At 72.4% G+C, this 21,832-nt stretch carries 18 protein-coding genes; 9 read left to right on the top strand and 9 right to left on the bottom strand.

Features of this window, described 5'->3' with window-relative positions; translation table 11 throughout:
- Positions 1–17 precede the first annotated feature (17 nt).
- The 5 genes from POF43_RS26675 to POF43_RS26655 all read left to right on the top strand — a co-directional run bounded on the left by POF43_RS26675 (position 18) and on the right by POF43_RS26655 (position 6,140).
- Positions 18–2,618: a sensor histidine kinase gene (locus tag POF43_RS26675; protein ID WP_271324570.1), complete on the top strand. Its 2,601-nt coding sequence runs from the start codon at positions 18–20 to the stop codon at positions 2,616–2,618.
- Between the two features lie 50 nt (positions 2,619–2,668).
- The gene (locus POF43_RS26670; protein ID WP_282704791.1) at positions 2,669–3,088 is read left to right on the top strand and encodes a roadblock/LC7 domain-containing protein; all 420 of its coding nucleotides are present in this window, start codon (positions 2,669–2,671) and stop codon (positions 3,086–3,088) included.
- Positions 3,089–3,109: 21 nt separating this feature from the next.
- Positions 3,110–3,904, top strand: a complete 795-nt coding sequence (locus POF43_RS35225) for a DUF742 domain-containing protein (protein ID WP_372516131.1) — start codon at positions 3,110–3,112, stop codon at positions 3,902–3,904.
- 425 nt (positions 3,905–4,329) lie between these two features.
- Positions 4,330–5,712, top strand: a complete 1,383-nt coding sequence (locus POF43_RS26660) for a DUF6397 family protein (RefSeq protein ID WP_282704790.1) — start codon at positions 4,330–4,332, stop codon at positions 5,710–5,712.
- Positions 5,709–6,140 (top strand): hypothetical protein, encoded by a 432-nt coding sequence (locus POF43_RS26655; protein ID WP_271316842.1) that lies wholly within the window; start codon positions 5,709–5,711, stop codon positions 6,138–6,140. Before POF43_RS26660 ends, POF43_RS26655 begins: the two co-directional genes overlap by 4 nt.
- 247 nt (positions 6,141–6,387) lie before the next feature.
- Here POF43_RS26655 and POF43_RS26650 read toward each other — a convergent pair whose 3' ends face one another.
- From POF43_RS26650 to POF43_RS26640, 3 genes are read right to left on the bottom strand one after another with little or no spacing between them, the layout of a single operon-like run.
- The gene (locus POF43_RS26650; protein WP_271324841.1) at positions 6,388–6,813 is read right to left on the bottom strand and encodes an HIT family protein; all 426 of its coding nucleotides are present in this window, start codon (positions 6,811–6,813) and stop codon (positions 6,388–6,390) included.
- Positions 6,814–6,850: 37 nt separating this feature from the next.
- Complete coding sequence (locus POF43_RS26645; RefSeq protein WP_271324842.1) at positions 6,851–7,738, bottom strand: acyl-CoA thioesterase; 888 nt, start codon at positions 7,736–7,738, stop codon at positions 6,851–6,853.
- Between the two features lie 48 nt (positions 7,739–7,786).
- The gene (locus POF43_RS26640) at positions 7,787–10,300 is read right to left on the bottom strand and encodes a DEAD/DEAH box helicase (protein ID WP_271316839.1); all 2,514 of its coding nucleotides are present in this window, start codon (positions 10,298–10,300) and stop codon (positions 7,787–7,789) included.
- A gap of 135 nt (positions 10,301–10,435) precedes the next feature.
- Here POF43_RS26640 and POF43_RS26635 point away from each other — a divergent pair, with 135 nt between their 5' ends.
- A complete protein-coding gene (locus tag POF43_RS26635; protein WP_271316838.1) occupies positions 10,436–11,230 on the top strand; it encodes a metal-dependent hydrolase in 795 nt (264 codons plus the stop codon).
- A gap of 544 nt (positions 11,231–11,774) precedes the next feature.
- On the opposite strand, the gene POF43_RS26630 is transcribed toward POF43_RS26635, so the two are convergent.
- A complete protein-coding gene (locus POF43_RS26630; RefSeq protein WP_271323618.1) occupies positions 11,775–12,239 on the bottom strand; it encodes a MarR family winged helix-turn-helix transcriptional regulator in 465 nt (154 codons plus the stop codon).
- 434 nt (positions 12,240–12,673) lie between these two features.
- On the opposite strand from POF43_RS26630, the gene POF43_RS26625 reads away from it, so the two are divergent.
- The 3 genes from POF43_RS26625 (at position 12,674) to POF43_RS26615 (ending at position 17,306) form a co-directional block, all read left to right on the top strand.
- On the top strand, positions 12,674–14,503 hold the full coding sequence (locus tag POF43_RS26625; RefSeq protein WP_271314865.1) for an ABC transporter ATP-binding protein: 1,830 nt from the start codon (positions 12,674–12,676) through the stop codon (positions 14,501–14,503).
- Positions 14,504–15,291: 788 nt separating this feature from the next.
- The gene (locus POF43_RS26620; RefSeq protein WP_271314864.1) at positions 15,292–16,203 is read left to right on the top strand and encodes an SAM-dependent methyltransferase; all 912 of its coding nucleotides are present in this window, start codon (positions 15,292–15,294) and stop codon (positions 16,201–16,203) included.
- A 2-nt stretch (positions 16,204–16,205) separates the two neighbouring features.
- Positions 16,206–17,306 carry a terpene synthase family protein gene (locus POF43_RS26615; protein ID WP_271314863.1) on the top strand — a complete coding sequence of 367 codons (1,101 nt, stop codon included), beginning with the start codon at positions 16,206–16,208 and terminating at the stop codon, positions 17,304–17,306.
- Between the two features lie 70 nt (positions 17,307–17,376).
- Here the strand turns inward: POF43_RS26615 and POF43_RS26610 are convergent, their stop codons facing one another.
- Genes POF43_RS26610 through POF43_RS26590 form a run of 5 tightly spaced genes read right to left on the bottom strand, consistent with a single transcriptional unit; the run spans position 17,377 to position 21,808 of the window.
- Positions 17,377–18,810 (bottom strand): cytochrome P450, encoded by a 1,434-nt coding sequence (locus tag POF43_RS26610; protein ID WP_271314862.1) that lies wholly within the window; start codon positions 18,808–18,810, stop codon positions 17,377–17,379.
- Entirely contained in the window at positions 18,807–19,487 is a 681-nt protein-coding gene (locus POF43_RS26605) for a GTP-binding protein (RefSeq protein ID WP_372516130.1), read from the bottom strand. Before POF43_RS26605 ends, POF43_RS26610 begins: the two co-directional genes overlap by 4 nt.
- Positions 19,468–19,827: a DUF742 domain-containing protein gene (locus POF43_RS26600; protein WP_271314860.1), complete on the bottom strand. Its 360-nt coding sequence runs from the start codon at positions 19,825–19,827 to the stop codon at positions 19,468–19,470. The genes POF43_RS26605 and POF43_RS26600 overlap by 20 nt, the downstream gene beginning before the upstream one ends.
- Entirely contained in the window at positions 19,824–20,228 is a 405-nt protein-coding gene (locus POF43_RS26595) for a roadblock/LC7 domain-containing protein (protein WP_303658406.1), read from the bottom strand. The genes POF43_RS26600 and POF43_RS26595 overlap by 4 nt, the downstream gene beginning before the upstream one ends.
- Positions 20,228–21,808, bottom strand: a complete 1,581-nt coding sequence (locus POF43_RS26590; protein ID WP_271314868.1) for an ATP-binding protein — start codon at positions 21,806–21,808, stop codon at positions 20,228–20,230. The genes POF43_RS26595 and POF43_RS26590 overlap by 1 nt, the downstream gene beginning before the upstream one ends.
- Positions 21,809–21,832: the final 24 nt, after the last annotated feature.

The following is a 21,832-nucleotide window of genomic DNA, read 5'->3' as shown; positions in this document are numbered from 1 at the left end:
CGAGGATCCTCCGACCTATGCGTCTGCGCCCCAGAACCATTCGAACGCAGCTCATCACCCTGCTGCTCGTCCCCATGGTCTCGCTCCTCGCGCTGTGGACGTACGGGTCGTACACCACCCTGCGCGGCGCTCTCGGACTGACCCGGGTCAACATCACCGACCACTACTACGGCGTGCCCGCCGAGGCCCTCACCGAGGCGCTCCAGAACGAACGCCTCGCCGCCGTCGAGTACGACGTCACCAACGGCCGCAGCGGCGGCCCGGAGCTGCGGGCCGCGGAGAAGACCACCGACGCCAGCGCCGGCGAACTGCGCCAGCACCTCCAGGCCCGTGCCGCCGGCTCCACGCTGAACGCCGACCAGAACGCCCGGGTCGGCGACATCCTCTCGGCCCTCCAGACCATCCCCGGGCTGCGGGCCAGCGTGCTGGCCGGCGACATCAACTGGTTCGACATCCTCAACGCCTACTCCCTGGTCATCGACCCCGACTTCCGCCTCCAGAGCGCCCTGACCGAGCAGCAGAGCGGCGAGGTGGCCCGCAAGGGCGCGGTCGTCGTCGAGCTCGACCGGGCCCGCGAACTGCTCTCCCAGGAGGACGCCCTCGTCCTCGGCGGCCATCTGGGTGACGGCATGTCGGACCCGCAGTACAACGAGCTGATCGGCGACATCGACGGCCGCGAGCTGATCGACAACGTCTACGCGCCCGAACTGCCGCCCTCCGACGCCCGCAAGCTCCAGGACTTCGAGAACGGCAACGTCGGCTGGTCGCTGCTGTCGCAGGAGACCTCCGCCCGCGCCGCGTCCGCGCTGACCGTCCAGGAGGCCATTCCGGCCGACCAGTGGCGGCAGAACGTCGAGGTGGCGCTGCGCCAGCTGGCCGCGATCGACCAGGACGCCGCCCTCCAGGTCGACGAGGCCGCCCACACCTCCGGCATGTCGGTGCTGAACAAGGCCGCGGTGGCGCTGCTGATCGGCCTGCTGGCGGTCGTCATCTCGCTGATCGTCTCGGTACGCATCGGCCGCCGGATCGCGCTGCGGCTGACCGCCCTGCGCGACAACGCCGAGTACCTGTCCGGCCACCGGCTGCCGGAGATCATGCGCCGCCTGCGCGAGGGCGACAGCATCGACGACGCCGAGACCGCCAGCTGGCCGCGTACCGCCTCCGACGACCTGTTCGGCGTGCCGGGCGGCGCGGACCTCGGCGCCGACTTCGGCGAGGAGTTCGGCGACGACGAGATCGGCCAGGTCGGCCGGGCCTTCGGCGTGGCCCAGCGCACCGCCGTGCAGGCCGCCGTCGAGCAGGCCCGCCTGCGCCGCGGCGTCGCCGCCGTCTTCACCACCCTCGCCCGGCGCAGCCAGGTCATCCTGCACCGCCAGCTCGCCCTGCTCGACACCATGGAACGCCGCGCCCGCGACCCCGGCGAACTCGCCGACCTCTTCCGCCTCGACCACATGACCAACCGCATGCGCCGCCAGGCGGAGGGCCTGCTCATCCTCTCCGGCCTCACCCCGGGCCGCGCCTGGCGCCGCCCGGTGCGCATGGGTGAGGTGGTCCGCGCCGCCGTCGGCGAGGTCGAGGGCTACGAACGCATCGCGGTGCGCCGGATGCCCGGCGTCGCGCTGGTCGGCGGGGCCGTCGCCGACGTACTGCACCTGCTGGCCGAACTGATGGAGAACGCCACCAACTTCTCGCCGCCGGACAGCGAGGTCGTGGTCCGCGGCGAGGAGGTGGCCGCCGGGTTCGCCGTCGAGATCGAGGACCGCGGCCTCGGGATGAACCCGGACCGCCTCGCCGAGGCCAACCGGGCCATCCGGGACTCCGCCGACCGCGCGTACGTCTCCGACGGCGGCACCGCGGTGATCGACCTGCCGGAGACCGACCGGCTCGGCCTGTACACCGTCGGCCGCCTGTCCGCGCGGCACGGCGTCCGCGTCACCCTGGGCCGTACCTCCCGCGGCGGCACGGTCGCCGTCGTCTTCATCCCCGCCGTGCTGCTGGCCGTCCCCGAGGAGGGCGAACGCTGCGAGGAGCCCCCGGACACCGCCATCGCCGCGGTACCGGCGGGCAGGGGCCAGCACCGGGCGGTCCGGGCGGTGACCGACGGCACGGGGACCTCGGCCGCGGGGGGCTCCGTCGCGGGGTCCGGCACGGGCGGCGCCCGCCGCGCTGCGTCCGACGGTGGAACGGGCGGCGACGGCACCGGTGACGGCGGCGACGTCAACCCGCTTCCCCGCCGGCCCCGCCCCAGTGAGACGGCGGACCGCACCACCTCGGCCGGGCTGCCGCGCCGGGTACCCAGCAGTTCGCGCGCGTCACGGCTGCGTGAGGAGTCCGTCGCGCACGAACGACCCGCTGGGGGGAGTCAGGACCGCTCTGACCGGGAACGATCACCGGAAGAGGCCCGTTCTGTCATTGCGGCGTACGCGCGCGGACTGGCCCGTGGACGCTCGGACTCCGCCGAAACGCGGGACCGGGAGCCCGGCCGTCCCGCGGCGGACGGCGCGTCGGAAGATGCTGTGGATAAGAAGGAACAGGGCGAAACAGCGACACAGAATGCGATAGAGAAGGCCGTAGCACGAGAGAACGCTAGACAGGAAGACGGGGGTCCAACGTCATGAGTGGCGCCGCGATGTCAGGGAGTACCGGGAAAGTCTGGGGCACGAGTGGCATGGCGGGCGAGATCAGGCGCCAGACGCCGCCGCAATACGAGATGGGTGGTCTCGGCTGGCTGCTGGACGACATGGTGGACCGGATAGCCCAGGTCAAGCATGCTCTGATCCTCTCCAGCGACGGCCTGGTCTCCGGCACCAGCCGCGATCTCGAAGGCGGTGACGCCGAGCACCTGGCGGCCGTCTCCTCCGGTTTCCACAGCCTGGCCAGGGGTGCCGGCCGGCACTTCGGGGCGGGGGAGGTCCGGCAGACGATGGTCGAGTTCGACGACGGATTCCTCTTCGTCACCGCGGCCGGCGAGGGCAGCTGTCTGTCCATCCTCACCGGCGAGGGCACCGACGTCGCCCAGATCGCCTACGAGATGACACTTCTGGTCCACCGGGTCGGCGAGCACCTCGGCGTCGCCCCCCCGCCATGACGACGGCGCTCCCACTGGGGCGTGACCCACGTGCCGGATGAATCGGGCGCGTTGTGGTACGACGACGACGCGGGCCCGATGGTCCGCCCGTACACCGTCACCCGGGGGCGCACCCTGCCCACGGGCCGTACCACCCAGATGGACGTCATCGCCCTCGTCTCCTACGTCGACGACTCCGACACCACCGCTTCCCGGGCCGCCGACGGCGCGTCTGCCGCCGCCACACCGGCCGCCGGCCTTGCGCCGGCCGGCCGGCCCGCGGAGGCGGTGGCCGGGCTGCCGTTGGCCGGTCCGGACGCCGCCGGCTCCGGCGGGGCCGGGGGCGTTGCTTCCGGTGCGGTGGCCGGTGGTGCCTCCGGCGGATTAGCGGGCGGCTCCGCCGGCGCGCTGGTGGACGCCGCCTCCGGTGGGGTGGCGGGCGGTGCCTCGGGCGGAGTGGCGGGTGGCGCCGCGGGTGCGCTGGTGGACGCCGCCTCGGGCGGGTCGGCAGGCGCTGCCTCCGGTGCGGTGGCGGGTGGCGCTCCCGACCGGATGGCCGGCGGCTCCGACCCCACGCGGTCCCCCCGAGGGGAGGGCCGGGCACGGGCCGACACGCTGGGGGAGGAGCACCTCGCGCTGCTGGAGCACTGCCGGGCCGGGCCGCTCTCGGTCGCGGACCTGGCAGCGGAGGCCGACCTCCCGCTCGGGGTGGTACGGGTTCTGCTCGCCGACCTCATCGATCTCGGACGGGTCCGGATGACCCGTCCGGTCCCGCCCGCGGAACTGCCCGACATCGGCCTCCTCAACCACCTCATCGACGGTCTGAGGTCCCTCTGAACCCGGGCGGCCCGCCCGGCCGCCCGGAAGTTATCCACAGCCTCCCCACGGGAGGACTTTTCCCCTCTACAGTCGTGACTGTCAGTGATCGACCGACTGGGAAGAGTCATCTCATGAACCACCGCACCGGCCCGCGCACGATCCGCCGGACCACCCGGACCACGACAGCGCCGCCCGCGGCCCAACCCGCCCCTCGCCCCCGGACCTGTGAGCACCAGCCCGCCGCCACCCGGCACGGCGATCCCCCGCCGCGCCCGACACCGCCCACCCGTCCCCCCAACCCGTCCGTCACCAGCGGTAGCGGTGCCCCGCCGTCCGGCGCCACCCGCGCCGGCTCGGGGCACCTCCGGCGCCCTGCCCGCCCCGCTCCGCCGCCCCCGCTCCGGCCGCCGGCTCCGGCGACGGCGACCCGGCCGGCGACCGCCGTGCCCCGGCCCGGCGCGCGGGTCGCACCGGGCGGGCCGCCGACGGCCGCCCCGCTGGCCGGTCTGCTTCCGCTGTCCGAGGCCCGTGCCGAACTCGGCCTGGAGTGCGAGGAGTTCGACCTCGCGGTGCGGACCGGGGAGGTCTGGACGGTGGCCGTCCCCGGCGGCCCCGACGCCTCGCCGCCCCGCGTCATGGCACTGCGCGCCGCGCTGGCACGGCTGACGGCGGAGACCGGCTACCCCACCACCTTGCGGCAACGTCTGCGCCTGGTCGGAGCGGTGACCGGTGCCGAGGCCCTGAGCATCACCCGCGACCGGTTCGTCCGGCTGGCCAGAGCCGGCTGCTTCCGCCCCGCCCGCTGGTACGTCAACCGCTACCGCGCCGTGGTCTGGCTCTACCCGGTCGACGAGGTCACCGCCTTCGCCGACGAACACCCCGGCTGGCTGACCGGGGTGCTGCCCGAAGAAGTACGGACCGCCCTCGCGGACGGCCTCGACCTGCGGGCCTGCGGCTGGCGGCTCCGCACGGCCGGCCTGCTGGCCGCCCGTGCCCCGGACGCCTGGCACGAGGCCGCGGTCTGGCTGGCCCTGCTCGGCCCGGAACAGGCCGAAGACCTGCTGCCCGGCGCCCCGATGGGCCGCCGACTGGCCGACGCCTGCCCCGCGCTGCTGCCGTTCCGCACCGGTGCGTGGACCGACGGCGCCGTCCCGGCCGTCCACCTCACCGCCGACGACCCGGCCGAGATCGCCCACGCCCGCCTCTGCCTGGCCTCAGCCCTGGCCCGCACCCGCCACCTTCCCCCACCTCCGGCGGCCGGGGCCGACACACCGCCGGGCACGCCACGGGTGGCGGCGGCTACGCCACGGGCGGCCATTGCACCGTTGACGCCAGCCACGGCACCGGCGGCGTCCGTGTCACTGACGCCAGCCATGCCACCGCCGACCTCGGCCACGCCCCCGCCGGCCTCCGCACCGCAAGCCACGCCTCCGCCCTCAATCACGCCCCCGTCAGCCCCCGCACCGCAAGCCACGCCCCCGCCCCCGTCAGCCACCGCACCGCTGACGCCAGCCACGCCCCCGCCCTCAACCCCGTCACCCTCAGCGACCGCACCGGTGTCACCGGTCGGCGCGCCGTCGGCGAGCTCACCGTCAGCGACCGCCCCGGTGCCGCCGGCCACCGTCCCGCACGTCGCCGCGCCGCCCGGTCCGGCTTGTAGCGGAACGGTGACACGGCCTGAGCAACGGCGCCGGTGGTGGCGGAGTCTCTCCCAGCGTACGTACCGGCCGCAGAACGGTCCGGGGTCCGCGGGGACGTCCTGTGGGGGCATCCGCCGACTGCTGCGGCGGACCGCACGTCCGGACCGGCCGAGGGGGAGACGATGACCAGCCGTGATCGCCGAGGACAGCGCGTCGCCGTCGTGGCGGCCGGTGTCGTGGCGGCGCTGGCCGTCGCCCTGGGGGTGCTGTGCCTCGGTATCGCGCCCGCCTACGCGAAGTCCGACATCTACTTCGCCGCCGGCCCGCACAACGCCCGCCTCGGCCGGCCGGTACACCTGTCGGGCAGCGCCGTCGACGACAACGCGACGTTCAACAAGTTCTGCATACAGCGGCGCTACGGCCACGGCGGCTGGAACACCGTCCGCTGCGCCCACGGCTCCTACAACGGCGGCGGCGGGCTCAACGTCTGGCTGCGGCCGGAGCGGCGGGGGCTGGTGCTGTTCCGCGGCGTGCTCCTCGAAGGGCGGTCCGCGGCGGACAAGCACCCCAGGATCCACCTGGTCTCCCGCGTCTTCGCCCTCGCGGTGCTCTGACGGCCACCGGGCGGTGCGGCACCCCGCGGCGCTGCCCGCCCGGCCGCCGCACCGTCGCGGCTGCCCCGAAGCGCTGCCGCCTCACCGTCGCTGCCCGCCTCACCGTCGTGGCCGTCCCGCCGTTGCGGTCCGTCCCGCTGTTGCGGTCGTCCCGCCACCCTGGCTGCCCCGAAGCGGCTGCCATCCCGTCGCCTCGCCGCCCGTCGCCTCGCCGCCCACGCCGTCCCGGCCGCCCCCGCCGTGCCCGTCAGGTCCCCGGTTCGCGGGCGAGCGCCGCGCGGAGGCGGTCGGCGGTGGCGGCGGCGTGGGTGTCGTCGCTGTAGTGGGTGCGGGGCCAGAAGAAGCCGCGCAGACCGTCCTTGGGGTTGCGGGGGACGACGTGGACGTGGAGGTGCGGCACCGACTGGCTGACGCGGTTGTTCATCGCGACGAAGGAGCCGGCCGCGGCCATGCCGTATTCGACGGCGCCGGTGATCCGCCGTACCCGGGCGAAGAACGGGCCGACGACGTCGGGCGGCAGGTCGGTCAGCGTCTCGGCGTGCGACCGGGGCACCACGAGGACGTGGCCGGGGAAGAGCGGGCGCCGGTCGAGGAAGGCCACCGCGGTGCCGTCCTCGAAGACCCGGTGGGCCGTCGTCTCCCCGGAGACGACCTGACAGAAGACGCAGTCCATGCCGACAGTCAACTACAGCGGACGCCGGCCGGCCGCGTCACCGTGGAGCGTCGTGCGGGCGGAACAGTCCCTCCTGCATGACCGAGACCAGCAGGGCGCCGTCGCTGTCGTAGATCTGGCCGCGGGCCAGGCCCCGCGCGCCGGTCGCGATCGGCGACTCCTGCTGGTAGAGGAACCATTCGTCGGCCCGGAAAGGACGGTGGAACCACATGGCGTGGTCCAGCGACGCCACGTCGAAGCCGCGCGGACCCCACAGCGGTTCGACCGGCAGCCGGACCGCGTCCAGCAGCATCATGTCGCTGGCGTAGGTCAGGGCGCAGGTGTGCACCAGCGGATCGTCGCCGAGCGGTCCGACGGCCCGCATCCACACGGCGCTGCGCGGTTCGGCGTCCGACAGGGCCTCGGTCGTCCAGCGCAGGCGTTCCACGTAGCGGATGTCGAACGCCTGGCGGCGGGTCATCCGGGCCAGGGCGTCCGGCAGCTCGCCCAGGTGTTCGCGCAGTTCGTCGGCGAGGCCGGGCAGCTCCTCCGGGCCGGGGACGGCCGGCATCGGCAGTTGCTGCTCGAACCCGGGCTCAGGACGGTGGAAGGAGGCGGTCAGATGGAAGATGGTGCGGCCCTGCTGGACCGCGACGACCCGCCGGGTGGTGAACGACCGCCCGTCGCGCACCCGCTCGACCTGGTAGACGATCGGCACGCCGGGCCGGCCCGGGCGCAGGAAGTAGGCGTGCAGTGAGTGCACCGGGCGCCCGCCGTCGGTGGTGCGGCCGGCCGCGACGAGCGCTTGTCCGGCGACCTGGCCGCCGAAGACCCGCTGGAGGTGTTCGTCCGGGCTGCGGCCGCGGAAGATGTTCTCCTCGATCCGCTCCAGGTCGAGCAGGGCGACGAGCCGGTCGGCCGGGTTGGGGTCGGCGGTGTCCGTCATGGGTGCTCCCTCGGGTGGCGCTCGTGCGGCGTGCGGCGGGACCGGCTGTCAGAGGTGACCGACGGCGGTGACCCGCACGACCGCGCGGCCCTCCTCGTCGGAGGCGGCGAGGTCGACCTCGGCGGAGATGCCCCAGTCGTGGTCGTCGGCCGGGTCGGCGAAGACCTGCCGGACCTTCCACAGCCCGTGCTCCGGTTCCTCCTCGATCTGCAGCAGCTTCGGGCCGCGCGCGTCCGGGCCGGTGCCCAGGTCGTCGTACTCGTCCCAGTAGTCGTCCATGGCGTCGGCCCAGGCGTCGGCGTCCCAGCCGGAGGAGGAGTCGAGTTCGGCCAGCTCGCCGAACTTCTCCAGCGCCGCCAGCTCGACCCGGCGGAACATCGCGTTGCGCACCAGCACCCGGAAGGCGCGGGCGTTGCTGGTGACCGGCTTGACGTGGTCGGCGCGTTCGGCGGCCTGGCCGGCGGTCTCCTCCTGCGGGTTGGCCAGCTCCTCCCACTCGTCGAGCAGGCTGGAGTCCACCTGGCGCACGAGTTCGCCCAGCCAGGCGATCAGGTCCTGCAGGTCCTCCGACTTCAGGTCCTCCGGGACGGTGTGGTCCAGCGTCTTGTAGGCGCCGGCCAGGTAGCGCAGCACGATGCCCTCGGCGCGGGCGAGTTCGTAGTGGCTGGTGAACTCGCTGAACGTCATGGCCCGTTCGTACATGTCGCGGACCACGGACTTCGGCGACAGCGGGTGGTCGCCGACCCACGGGTGGCTGGTGCGGTACAGGCCGAAGGCGTGGAAGAGCAGCTCCTCGAGCGGCTTGGGATAGGTGACGTCCTGGAGCCGCTCCATCCGGTCCTCGTACTCGACGCCGTCCGCCTTCATCTGCTGGACGGCCTCGCCGCGGGCCTTGTTCTGCTGGGCGGCGAGGATCTGCCGGGGGTCGTCGAGGGTGGACTCCACGACCGACAGCATGTCGAGCGCGTAGGACGGCGAGTCCGGGTCGAGCAGGTCGAAGGAGGCCAGCGCGAAGGTCGACAGCGGCTGGTTGAGGGCGAAGTCGGACTGGAGGTCGACGGTCAGCCGGACGATGCGGCCCTCGGCGTCGGGCTCGGGCAGCCGCTCCACGATGCCGCCGTCCAGCAGGGAGCGGTAGATGGCGATGGCCCGGCGGATGTGCCGCAGCTGCGCCGGGCGCGTCTCGTGGTTGTCCTCCAGCAGGTGGCGCATCGCGTCGAAGGCGTTGCCCGGCCGGGCGATGACCGACAGCAGCATGGCGTGCGTGACCCGGAACCGGGAGGTCAGCGGCTCGGGGTCGGCGCCGATCAGCTTCTCGTAGGTCAGGTCCGACCAGTTGACGAAGCCCTCCGGCGCCTTCTTGCGCACCACCTTGCGGCGCTTCTTCGGGTCGTCGCCGGCCTTGGCGAGCGCCTTCTCGTTCTCGATGACGTGCTCCGGCGCCTGCGCGACCACCAGGCCCGCGGTGTCGAAGCCGGCCCGGCCCGCGCGGCCGGCGATCTGGTGGAACTCCCGGGCCCGCAGCACCCGCACCCGGGTGCCGTCGTACTTCGCCAGCGCGGTGAACAGCACCGTGCGGATGGGCACGTTGACGCCGACGCCGAGGGTGTCGGTGCCGCAGATGACCTTCAGCAGGCCCGCCTGCGCCAGCCGCTCCACCAGGCGGCGGTACTTCGGCAGCATGCCGGCGTGGTGCACGCCGATGCCGTGCCGCACCAGGCGGGAGAGGTTGCGGCCGAACTTGGTGGTGAACCGGAAGTTGCCGATCAGGGCGGCGATCGCGTCCTTCTCCGCCCGGGTGCTCATGTTGATGCTCATCAGCGCCTGCGCCCGCTCCACGGCCGCCGCCTGGGTGAAGTGCACGATGTAGACCGGCGCCTGATGGGTCTCCAGCAGTTCGGTCAGCGTCTCGGTCATCTGGGTGGTGACGTACTCGTAGCTCAGCGGGACCGGGCGGGTCGAGGAGCGCACCACGGTCGTCGGCCGGCCGGTGCGGCGGGTCAGGTCCGCCTCGAACCGCGTGACGTCGCCCAGCGTGGCCGACATCAGCAGGAACTGCGCCTGCGGCAGCTCCAGCAGCGGGATCTGCCACGCCCAGCCGCGGTCCGGCTCGGCGTAGAAGTGGAACTCGTCCATGACGACCTGGCCGACGTCGGCGTTGCGCCCGTCGCGCAGCGCGATGGAGGCCAGCACCTCGGCGGTGCAGCAGATGATCGGCGCGTCCGGGTTGACCGAGGCGTCGCCGGTGAGCATGCCGACGTTCTCGGTGCCGAACAGTTTGCACAGGTCGAAGAACTTCTCCGACACCAGCGCCTTGATCGGCGCGGTGTAGAAGGTGACCTGGTCGGCCGCCAGCGCGGCGAAGTGCGCGCCCGCCGCCACCAGGCTCTTTCCGGAGCCGGTGGGGGTGGACAGGATCACGTTCGCCCCGGAGACCACCTCGATCAGTGCCTCCTCCTGCGCGGGGTAGAGGGTGATGCCGCTTTCCGTCGCCCACGAGGAGAACGCTTCGTAGAGGGCGTCGGGATCGGCGGTCGGCGGCAGCTGATCGATAAGGGTCACCCCACCATCTTGCCTGTCCGAGCCCTCCGGTACGGAACCGGGCGTTCGGCGGAAGATCACCCACCGCTAGGCTGTGCCGACGCTGGACGAGCAACTCCCGTCCCAGGACGGGCAGAAGGGGGCGGGGCGAGCACCATGATGGGACCGGCGCACTCACTGTCAGGAGCGGCCGCCTGGCTGGGAGCCGGGGCGGTGGCGGTGGCACTGCACCACCCCATGCCCTGGCCGACGCTGGTCGTGGGATGCCTGATCGCGGCCGGTGCCGCGCTCGCCCCCGACCTGGACCACAAGCCGGCCACGATCTCCCGCGCCTTCGGGCCGATCTCGCACCTGGTGTGCGATCTGGTGGAGAAGTTCGCCACGGTGGTCTACAACGGCACCCGGATGAAGGGCGACCCGCACCGCAACGGCGGCCACCGCACCTTGACCCACACCTGGCCGTGGGCGCTGATGTGCGGGGCGGGCAGTTCGGCCATCGCGGTGTTCGGCGGCAAGTGGGGCGTGCTGGCCGTGCTGTTCATCCACATGGTGCTGGCCATCGACGGGCTGCTGTGGCGCCAGGTCAAGGGCGCCCACCACCTGCTGGTCTGGCTGCTCGGCGCGGTCAGCGCCTGGACGCTGGTCGGCGTGCTGGACGACCCGGGCAACGGGAAGGCCTGGCTGTTCACCCAGCCGGGCCAGCACTACCTGTGGATCGGCATCCCGGTGGTGCTCGGCGCCCTGGTGCACTGCCTGGGCGACGCCATCACGGTCTCCGGCTGCCCGGTGCTGTGGCCCATACCGATAGGCCGCAAGCGCTGGTACCCGATCGGCCCGCCGCAGTTCATGCGGTTCCGCGCGGGCAGCTGGGTCGAGCTGAAGGTCCTCATGCCGGTTTTCATGATCATCGGCGGCGTATGCTGCGTCGACGCGCTCGGCCTCATCGGCTGACCGACGACCCGACCGTCCGACGGCCACCGGCGCCGTCCCTCACCACTTCACCGGGGTGGGTGCCATCAGGCGCCCGCCCCTGCTGACGTCCCCGGGCCGTCGCCGCGTCGTTGACGTCTGCGGGCTGCCGTTCACGCCCGTCGGCTGTCGCTCACGTCGCTGACGTTCACCGGCCGCCGCTGACGTTCACGGGTATCGCTGACGTTTACCGGCCGCCGCTGACGTTCACCCGATCTCGCACGCCCCCGCAAAAGCGCCCTCCGGTACGCGCAACCGCCCTCCCCGGTACACGTGTGGCCCCCCTGCACACGCGGGCGGCATCCCCCTGCACGCGCCCCGCCTGCCCCCGCACGAACGCCCTCCGGGGCATTGAGCGCTCCCCGAGGCACGAACGCTCCCCGAGGCACGAACGCCCTCCGAGGCGCGCACGCCTCCGACCGCGTACGCCGGCCCCTGAACGCTCCAGCGCCGCAGGCTCCCGCCTCACCCGCCCCCGCGCCGCAGGCCCTCGCCTCACCGGCCCCGCGCATGCCCCCGCACCGGCTCACCCCTGCTCCGTCGGCCCCTCCAGCGCGCGCAGGAGTGCTCCGAGCTGGGCGCGCTGGGCGGGGCCGAGGGGGGCCAGCAGTTCCTCCGCGGCGCAGCGGCGGGCCTCGCGGACCGCCTGGAGTGCCGCCTGGCCGGCGTCGGTCAGCTCGACCCGGACCACCCGGCGGCTGGCGGGGTCCGGCAGCCGCCGGGCCAGGCCGCCGTCCTCCAGGGAGTCGACCAGCGTGGTCACCGCGCGGGGCACCACGCCGAGCTGCTGCGCGAGGTCCACCATGCGCGGCGGCTCCTCGCTGCGTACCACCACGCTCATCACCCGGGACATGGCCGGAGTGATCCCGAGCGGGTCCAGGTTGTGCCGGTGTGCGCGGTGCATCCGCCGGGTCAGCCTCAGCAGTTGATCGGCGAGGTCCGCGCTGGTCTCGACCGCGTCGGTGCGCGCCGCGGCGCCGTCCGTACCCATGGCGGTGAGACTAGCAGGAGATAAGTCATTGTGAGTATAGGTAACAATGACCTATGCTCGGTTTCGCCCGGCGAGCGGACCCCGCGAGCCCCGTTCCGTGACGTACACCGTCTTCGTGACGTACACCGTGATGTCGTGCCGTACTTCGCGACGTACACCGCGGTGCCGCGACGTACACCGTCCTCGTGACGTACGCCGCGATACCGCGACGTACACCCGCGGCATCGTGACGTACACCGACGTCCACCGGCGACGCCGCCACGTACGCCCGCGACATCGTGACGTACGCCCGCGACGCCGCGACGTACGCCGACGCCGCCGTGACGTACGCCGTCGCCGCGAAGCGGACCGCGGTGAACGCCTGCCGGGTGCCGTGACCACCCGTGCCGGCGGCATCCGGCCGCCCGGGCGGTGCGGCTCGCCGGAGGGAGCGCATGAAACCGCCCGAGATCAACTGGACCCCGCCGACCAAGGACTCCGACAACCCCGCCGACGTGCCGCGGATCATGCGGCTGTTCACGCCGTACCGCGGCCGGCTCGCGCTGGTGCTGTTCCTGGTCGCGGCGTCCTCGGTGGTCTCGATCGCCTCGCCGTTCCTGCTGCGGGCCGTCCTGGACACCGCCATCCCGCAGCGCCGCACCGGACTGCTGAGCCTGCTGGCGCTCGGCATGATCGCCACCGCGGTCCTCAACAGCGTCTTCAGCGTCTTCCAGACCCTGATCTCCACCACCGTCGGCCAGCGCGTCATGCACGACCTGCGCACCGCGGTGTACGAGCAGTTGCAGCGCATGTCGCTGTCGTTCTTCACCCGCACCCGCACCGGCGAGGTGCAGTCGCGGATCGCCAACGACATCGGCGGCATGGCGGCCACCGTCACCACCACCGCGACCTCGATCGTCTCCAACCTCACCAGCGTGGTCGCCTCCGTCGTGGCGATGCTCGCCCTCGACTGGCGGCTGACCGTCGTGTCGCTGGTGCTGCTGCCGGCCTTCGTGTGGATCAGCCGCCGGGTCGGCCGTGAACGCAAGCGGATCACCACCCAGCGCCAGAAGCAGATGGCGGTGATGTCCGCGATCGTGACCGAGTCGCTGTCGGTCAGCGGCATCCTGCTCGGCCGCACCATGGGCCGTGCCGACTCGCTGACCCGCGGTTTCGCGCAGGAGTCCGAGACGCTGGTGGACCTGGAGGTCCGCTCCAACATGGCCGGGCGCTGGCGGATGTCGGTCATCGGCATCGTCATGGCCGCGATGCCCGCCCTCATCTACTGGGCGGCCGGCCTGACCCTGCGCTCCGGCGGGCCGGCGATCTCCATCGGCACCCTGGTCGCGTTCGTCTCGCTCCAGCAGGGCCTGTTCCGGCCCACGGTCAGCCTGTTGCAGACCGGGGTGCAGGTGCAGACCTCGATCGCGCTGTTCCAGCGGATCTTCGAGTACCTCGACCTGCCGGTGGACATCACCGAGCCCGCCGAGCCGGTCCGGCTGGAGCGGGTGCGCGGCGAGGTGCGGTTCGACAACGTCGACTTCCGCTACGAGGCCGACTCCGGCACCGCGACCCTCAGCGGCATCGACCTGACCGTGCCGGCCGGCGGCAGCCTCGCCGTGGTCGGCGCGACCGGCTCCGGCAAGAGCACCCTCAGCTACCTGGTGCCGCGGCTGTACGACGTCGACGCCGGCCGGGTCACGCTCGACGGCACCGACGTGCGCGACCTGTCCTTCGAGACGCTGTCCGGCGCGATCGGCCTGGTCTCGCAGGAGACGTACCTCTTCCACGCCAGCGTCGCCGACAACCTCCGGTTCGCCAAGCCGGAGGCCACCGACGACGAACTCGTCGCCGCCGCCCGCGCCGCGCAGATCCACGACCACATCGCCGGCCTGCCGGACGGCTACGACACCGTGGTCGGCGAACGCGGGTACCGCTTCTCCGGCGGCGAGAAGCAGCGCCTCGCCCTGGCCCGCACCATCCTGCGCGATCCGCCGGTGCTCATCCTCGACGAGGCCACCAGCGCGCTGGACACCCGTACCGAACGCGCCGTACAGCAGGCCGTCGACGCGCTGGCCGCCGGGCGGACCACCATCACCATCGCCCACCGGCTGTCGACCGTCCGCGACGCCGAGCAGATCGTCGTCCTGGACGCCGGCCGGATCGCCGAGCACGGCACCCACGACGAGCTCCTGGCCCGTGACGGCCGGTATGCCGCCCTCATCCGCCGGGACATGGAGCAGGCCGAGCAGGCGGCCGACGCCGACGGCGCACCGGTCGGGTAGGGGCCGTCCGGGCCGCCGGCCGGCGGCCCGCCGGCCCGTCCCGGCGGCGCGACCGGCCGGCGGTTCGCGCCACCGGTTTCGGCCACGCTCGCGAGGGAGGGCATGGCCGGTTTCCGGCCCGGTCGGCGGTCGCCGTTGGCTTCGAACGGACGAACGATCACGCGTGCCCCAAGCGCCCCACCCGCCACTCGGTTCCCTTCCGTCCCGGGCGGCACCGGCCGCGTGAGCTGCCTCGCGGCGGCGGGGGCGGCGGGCCGGCGCTCTGCGAGGCGACCGGGAATTCCGCGTCGCGTGGTCCGGATTCCGACGTCCGGCCCGCGGGTGAACATGGCGCGTTCTGGTGATGGTGCGTCACTTCCAAGGTTGTCCCAACGGCCCCCACCTGGTTCATTGTTGGCTTTTCGTCAGTCGTCATCGGCTACGATCGCCTCGGATCACCCTCTTCCACTTACGGACCGGACTCGATCGGGACGGGAAAGTTGAATGTTCATTGGGTGTGACGGGGGGAATCTGGGGCGAGTGCACCGCCGTCCAGGGGTGGTTGTGGCTCTCGTGCCCCAGTGGGACGTAATTCCTGATCGGCGGTGGAGCCTCGGCCGCCGATCGCCTCCGCGGAACCGGGACCTCGCGCATGACTACAGCTCAGCCGCCGCCCGCCGACCGGCATCGCGCCGGACGGTCGGACGGACACGTGGCGCCGACCGGCTGAGCCGCGCGCGATTCCGGATATTCATCGCCAAGCATGGGCACCGTGACGACTTCTTCCGGCTTGCCCGAAATCTGGAGAAATGATGGAGAGTAAACTCATCGCCCCGCCGTACGCCAACGGCAAAGTTTTCGACGAGGAGCAGGTCCCGCTCTACTACAGCCGCAAAACGGCCGACATCCTCCACAAATACGGACCGGGGCCGCGAGTTCACTTCCACATGGGTCTTTTCGACCCTCATCACACGCCCAACACCACGGTGTCACAGCGTGTCCTGAAACGACGCATCGTCGCATCGCAGGAAGCGATCCTCGACCACTCGGCCCGCACCTGGGGGGTGCACGCCGCCCCGCCGAGGCGACTGCTCGACATCGGCTGCGGCGTCGGCGGCGGCTCGCTGTACTGGGCGCAGGAGCACGGCGCCGAGGTCACGGGCCTGACCGTCGCGGCCGAACACATCCCCGTCATCAAGGACTTCGCGCGGCAGGCCGGCGTGGGCGACCGCGTCACCCCGCTGGTCGGCGACATCCACCAGTGGAACGAGCGGCGCCTGTACGACGCGGCGTACGCGAACGAGAGCTCCGGGTACATGGACCGCGAGCGGCTGTTCGAGGTCGTCGCGAACGCGCTGAAACCGGGCGGCTGGTTCGGTATACAGGAGCACTTCATCTGCCGTCCCGAGTGGACGGACTTCATAGACGACTACTACAAGACCCGGCTGGGCACGCTGCCGGAGTACATCCGCGCCGCCGCGGCGGCCGGCCTGGAACTGGAGCAGGACGAGGACGTCACCGACCGGGTCGCCGAGTTCTGGATCCAGTCGATGGCCTGGAACACCGCCGAGCTGGACCGGGTCGAGGCGTCCGGAGTGCCACCGGTGTGGACCCGCGAACGGCTGACGGAGTCGACCGTGACGCACGGCAAGCTCTTCCGGATCTGGCGCGACCACGCCGTGGAGACCCGGCTGCTGCTGTTCCGCCTCGCTGGCAGCTGACGGTGACCTTCGAGCACGGCCACCCCTCCCGCATCGGCTGGCAACTGCCCCCGTTCTACTGCCCGTTCAACCAGCGGCTGATCCACGCCAAGGCGGCCGAGCTGGAGCGGCGGGCGGTGGAGTGGGTCGACGCCTTCGGCATCTACCCGGACGCCGTCGAGCGCTCCTGGGGGCTGGCCACCCACAGCGCGGACTTCTCCAGCCGGATCATCCCCTACGGCGACGTGGAGCCATTGCTGCTGTTCATCGAGTGGAACTACTGGGCGAACGCGGTCGACGACTGGCAGGACTCCGACTCCACCCCGTCCAACACCGCCTCCATCATCGACCACAGCGTCCGGCTGGCCCGCAGCATCGAGGTGCCCGGCGCCTCGATGCTGCCCAAGGGGCCGATGACGGCGGCACTGGACGACCTGGTGACCCGGACCCGGGCCATCCTGACGCCCTTCCAGCTGCGCAGGTTCAGCGAGGGCGCCCGGGACTGGCTGCTGGGCGCCAGCTGGCAGACCGCCTACGCGGAACGCGGGATGATGCCCAGCCTCAACGACTTCGCCGCGATGGGCGCCCTGGCCAACGGCACCCGGTTCTCGCTCACCTGGTCCGACGTGGCCAACCACATCCACCTGGCACCCGATCTGCTGTACTGGCAGCCCGTCCAGGCGCTCACCGAGGCCGCCGGCTTCATCGTGAGCGCCGACAACGACCTGTTCTCGTACAACAAGGACGACCTGCAGGAGCCCTGGGAGCAGAACCTGATCAACGTCCTCGCCTACCAGCACCGCTGCTCGCCGTGGGAGGCACTGCCCCGAGCGGTCGCGCTGCGGGACCGGGTGATGACGCTGTTCGTGCGGCTGCGCGCCCAACTGCTGCGGTACGCCGACGAGCAGCTCGGGCGCTATCTCGACTCGCTCAACCACTACGTCGCGGGCAGTATCGAGTGGCAGAACCTGGCCCCGCGCTACGCCAGCCCGCGCAACCGCAACTACTACCCGGTCGAGGGGGCCTCGTTCGGCATCACCTGGCGCGAGAGCCCCAGCGATCCGAGTACCGAGGCGCCGCCCATCCCCGCGCTGTCCTGGTGGTGGGACTGCCTGGAGGCGTGACCGGCCGGTGTGACGAGCGACGGCGCGGCGAGAACCTCTCGCCGCGCCGTCGCACGTTCCCGGCCGCCGGTCAGTGGCCGCCGCCGCCGAACCAGCGCACCCACCAGGGGCGCTGACGCTGCTGCGGCGGGGCCTGCGGCTCCGGCGCGAGGGCCTCCGGGCCGGGCGGCACCGGCAGCGGGACCGGTACCTCGGCGGGCATCTCCGGCGCGGCGGGCCGCGCGGTGGTGACGCGCTGCGCGGTGAACGTCACCGGCAGCGCGACCAGGTGCTGGAACATCAGCGAGCCGCGCCACTGCAACTCGTGCTCCTCGACGGCCAGTTCGAGGTCGGGCAGCCGGGCCAGCAGCGCGTCGATGCCGGCACCGGCGATGGCCCGGCCGATGTCCTGGCCCGGGCACTCGTGCACGCCGCCGCTGAACGCCAGGTGCGAGCGGTTGCCGTGCACCGGCGCCGTCGGGTCGGGGCGGATCGCCGGGTCGACGTTGCCCGCGGCCAGCCCCAGCAGCAGCATGTCGCCGGCCTGGATGCGCTGGTCGCCCAGCGTGGTGTCACCGGTCGCCCAGCGGCCCAGCACCGTGTTGATCGGCGGCCGGTCCCACAGCACCTGCTCCAGCGCGTCCGGCACCGTCATCTGGCCGCCGGACAGGTGCGCCCGGAAGCGGTGGTCGGTGAGGACCATCTGCACGGTGTTGGCGATCAGGTTGGCGGTGGTCTCCACCGCCGCTATCAGCACCACCCGCACGTGCGCCAGCACCTCGTCGTCGGCCAGCCCGGAGGCGTGCTCCAGCAGCCACGACGTCAGGTCCGCCTGCGGGACGGCCTTCCTGGCCTCCACCAGCTTCTCCAGCGTGGCGGTGACCTCCTGGTCGCTCTTGAGCGCCGTCTCGGTGCCCCGCAGCATGTCGCGGGCCGCCCGTACCAGCTGTCCCGAGTGCTCCTCGGGGCAGCCGATCAGCTGGGTCATCACCTGCATCGGCAGCTGGGCGGCGAAGTCCTCGACCAGGTCGGCGTGGCCGTTCGCCGCGAAGTTGTCGACCAGCTGGTTGGCGAACCGGGTCACGTAACGGCGGATGCCGCGCCGGTCGAAGCGGTGCAGCGAGTCCATGACCGCGCTGCGCAACCGGTCGTGCTCCAGTCCGTCGGTGAAGTTGCACACCGGTACCCAGCTGACCATCGGGCCCAGCGGGCTGTCGGCGGGCACCCGGCCCTCGCGCATGTCGCGCCAGGTGCGCGGGTCGCGGGCGAACCGGGAGGGGTTGCGCGCGACCTCCAGGTTCTCGGCGTGGCCGAGCACCAGCCACGCCTGGAGGTCGCCCTGCACCAGCACCGGGGCCACCGGGCCGTGTTCGGAGCGCAGCTTCTCGTACAGGGCCTTCGGCTTGTCGCCCTCCGGGCCGTACAGCCGGCGCAGTCCCTCCGGGCCGAGCCCGTGTGCGGGGCAACCGGGTGGCGGTGCGAGGGAGGAGTCGGCACGGGATGGGCCCGCGGGGGGATTGGTCACGATGGCTCCGGGGTTACGGCGAGCGAGTGCAGGTAACGCATCAGGGACAGCAGCACGTCACGGCTGGAGGACCGCTTGCGGGCGTCGCAGGCGACGATCGGGACGTAGTCCGGCAGGTCGAGGGCGGTCCGCAGTTCCTCGGTGGGGTAGTCGGGCGCCCCCATGAAGGAGTTGATGGCGACCACGAAGGGCACGCCGCGCTCCTCCAGTCGCCCGATGACGTCGAAGCTGACTTCCAGCCGACGGGTGTCGACCAGTACCACGGCGCCCAGCGCGCCCTGGAACAGGCCGTTCCACAGGAACCAGAAGCGCTGCTGGCCCGGGGTGCCGAACAGGTACAGCACCAGCTCGTCATTGATGCTGATGCGGCCGAAGTCCATGGCCACCGTGGTCGAGGTCTTGCGTTCCACCCCGACGACGTCGTCGACCCCGACGCCGGCCTGGGTCATCGTCTCCTCGGTGGTCAGCGGGCGGATCTCGCTGACCGAGCCGACCAGGGTGGTCTTGCCCACCCCGAAGCCGCCGACGATGACGATCTTCACCGCCGCGGTGGCGGACGCGGGCAGCGCGTCCTCGGTACGCGGGCCGACGACGGTTCTCGTGGCGGGTCCGCCCATGGCGACAGTGCCGGGGCCGGCGGTCCCGGGGCTGAGACTGTCAGAGCTTTTGAAGTCCATGCATCACCGCCTCTATGAGCGAAGGTTCGGGGAGCTGGGCGCGGGCGACCAGCGCGCGCGCCTCCACTCGCGATTCGGCCAGCAGGTCGGTCACCAGGACGGTGACCACGCTGACCGGAAGGTGCAGATAAGCGGATATCTCGGCCACCGACAGCGGGGCCTGGCACATCCGCACGATGGTGGCGTGCTCGGGCTGCATGCCCGCCGTGGGGACCGACTGGGAGACGATCAGTGTGACGAGGCCGATACTGCCTCCCTGCGAATCGCCGCTGCGGCCGCCGGTGATGACGTACAGCCGCTCGGGGTCGGCGTCGTCCCAGACCTTGTCCGATCCGCTCATGTGGCCTGCCCGTCGTGGCGCGGCGGGCTGCTCAGGTGGCCGCCTATCCGAGCCACCAGGTCGCGCATCCGCTGGCCCATCAGACCGGCGTCCACGCCTTCGTCGGCCAGCACCGCGAGGTAGGCGCCGGCACCGGCCGCCATCAGGTAGAAGAAGCCGCCGTTGAGTTCGATCACGACGAGCCGCATCGTGCCGTTGCTGTGCGGGAACTCGGCGGCCACCGCGGCCGCCAGGCTCTGCAGGCCGGCGCAGGCCGCCGACAGCCGGTCAGCGGCGTCGGTGTCCGCGCCGTACTGAGCCATCCGCAGGCCGTCCGACGAGAGCACTACCACCTGACGGGTCTGCGGAACACTGTCCGCCAGGTCCTTCAGCATCCAGTCCATGTTGGCTCGCAACTGCATCACGGCGTTTCACCCTTATCCAAGGACTCGTCACTTTTCTCACGGGCCGATGAAGTGGCCGCCGGCTCACCGGACACGCCGCTGGTGAAAGCGGCAAGCCAGATGCCGGGCTCCACGGTCTCGCCGGTCGCCGCGGGAGCGCTCCCGGCGGCGGCCGGGGCGGCTGCGGCCCGGGGGTCGCGGGGGTCCGCGGGCCTGGTCGGTGCACCCGGTGCGCGGCGGCGGCGCTGGGGCAGTCCGTTGGCGGTGCGTTCGGTCACCACCGGCTGGTCGTCGTCCATCACGGAGGCCGACGACGAGGGGGCGGACATCGGCGGCGACTGGCGCGGACCGGTACCCGGGGCGTTGGTCGTACGGGGCAGCGTGGTGCGCGGCGGCGCCTTCTCCGCACGGGTGCCGCCCACCGCGCCGATGCCGTGGGCACGGCCGGTCGCGGTGGCCGTGGTCAAGTGTTCCTGCGGAACGATCAGCACCGCACGTACACCACCGTAGGCCGAGGGGCGGAGGGAGACCTGGAATCCGTAGGCCTGCGACAGCCGGCCGACGACGGCCAGGCCGAGGCGCGGGGTCTCGCCGAGGTCGTTGAGGTCGATGCCGGCCTGGGCCTGCTCCAGCATCCGTTCGGCGCGCATCCGCGCCTCCTCGCTGAGGCTGACGCCGCCGTCCTCGATCTCGACGGCGATGCCGGACTGCACCTCGACCGCGGTCAGGTGGACCCGGGTCTGCGGGGGGGAGTAGCGGGTGGCGTTGTCGAGGAGCTCGGCCAGCGCGTGGATGAGCGGCTCGACGGTGGGGCCGATGACCGCGATCTCGGAGACCGAGTGCAGTTCGACGCGTTGGTAGTCCAGGATGCGCGACATGGCGCCGCGCAGCACGCTGAACAGCGGGACGGCCCGGCTCCACTGCCTGCCCGGGCGGGCGCCACCGAGGACCGCGATGCTGTCGGCGAGACGGCCGACCAGCGCGGTGCCGTGGTCCAGGCGCAGCAGGTCGCCGAAGACCTCGGGGGTGTGGCCGTGCCGGTCCTCCATCTCCCGCAGGTCCTGCGCCTGCTGGTGGATGATGGCCTGGACGCGGCGGGCGATGTTGACGAACGCGCGCTGTGCGGCGTCGCGCAGGTCCTCCTCCGCCGACACCGCCTCCAGCACCGAACGCAGCACCTTGCGGTGCGCGGCCTGGAAATCGGGGTTGCGGCCGGCCTCGCTGGTGGCCATCGAGGTCAGCACGTCCTCGGGGAACTCACCCTTTTGCAGTCGGGCGACCGCGTCGGGCAGCAGGACCTCGGCGAGACGCACGGTCTCCGCCTCCTGCTGGCTCAGACGCCGCTTGAGCGCGACGTCCTGTTCCGCGTAGAGCACGCGCAGTTCGGTGAGCGAACGGCCGCGGCGCACGGCCGCGGCACTGACCAGGGCGACGGCGACCGTCGCTACGAGACCACTCCAGGCGATCGGCGCACGCGTGGCGCCGGACACCACCGCGCAGACAACGGCCGTGCATACGGCGGTCGCCACTGCGGGCAGTGTCCACAGCAAGCCCGAGGCAGGCCGTGAGACTCCGGACGACGATCCAGCACGAACCATCAGCATCCTCAAACCGTCGGCAGA

The organism is Streptantibioticus silvisoli (assembly GCF_027947535.2).
Lineage (GTDB): Bacteria > Actinomycetota > Actinomycetes > Streptomycetales > Streptomycetaceae > Streptantibioticus_C > Streptantibioticus_C silvisoli.
Note: the sequence above shows the minus strand (reverse complement) of the source record. Positions and strands in the feature narration are given on the sequence as shown.

Coding starts and splice junctions, on each gene's coding strand:
- POF43_RS26675 (WP_271324570.1), top strand. CDS start 18: ATGCGTCTGCGCCCCAGAACCATTCGAACGCAGCTCATCACCCTGCTG.
- POF43_RS26670 (WP_282704791.1), top strand. CDS start 2,669: ATGGCGGGCGAGATCAGGCGCCAGACGCCGCCGCAATACGAGATGGGT.
- POF43_RS26655 (WP_271316842.1), top strand. CDS start 5,709: ATGACCAGCCGTGATCGCCGAGGACAGCGCGTCGCCGTCGTGGCGGCC.
- POF43_RS26650 (WP_271324841.1), bottom strand. CDS start 6,813: ATGGACTGCGTCTTCTGTCAGGTCGTCTCCGGGGAGACGACGGCCCAC.
- POF43_RS26645 (WP_271324842.1), bottom strand. CDS start 7,738: ATGACGGACACCGCCGACCCCAACCCGGCCGACCGGCTCGTCGCCCTG.
- POF43_RS26635 (WP_271316838.1), top strand. CDS start 10,436: ATGATGGGACCGGCGCACTCACTGTCAGGAGCGGCCGCCTGGCTGGGA.
- POF43_RS26630 (WP_271323618.1), bottom strand. CDS start 12,239: ATGGGTACGGACGGCGCCGCGGCGCGCACCGACGCGGTCGAGACCAGC.
- POF43_RS26625 (WP_271314865.1), top strand. CDS start 12,674: ATGAAACCGCCCGAGATCAACTGGACCCCGCCGACCAAGGACTCCGAC.
- POF43_RS26620 (WP_271314864.1), top strand. CDS start 15,292: ATGATGGAGAGTAAACTCATCGCCCCGCCGTACGCCAACGGCAAAGTT.
- POF43_RS26605 (WP_372516130.1), bottom strand. CDS start 19,487: ATGGACTTCAAAAGCTCTGACAGTCTCAGCCCCGGGACCGCCGGCCCC.
- POF43_RS26600 (WP_271314860.1), bottom strand. CDS start 19,827: ATGAGCGGATCGGACAAGGTCTGGGACGACGCCGACCCCGAGCGGCTG.
- POF43_RS26595 (WP_303658406.1), bottom strand. CDS start 20,228: ATGCAGTTGCGAGCCAACATGGACTGGATGCTGAAGGACCTGGCGGAC.
- POF43_RS26590 (WP_271314868.1), bottom strand. CDS start 21,808: ATGGTTCGTGCTGGATCGTCGTCCGGAGTCTCACGGCCTGCCTCGGGC.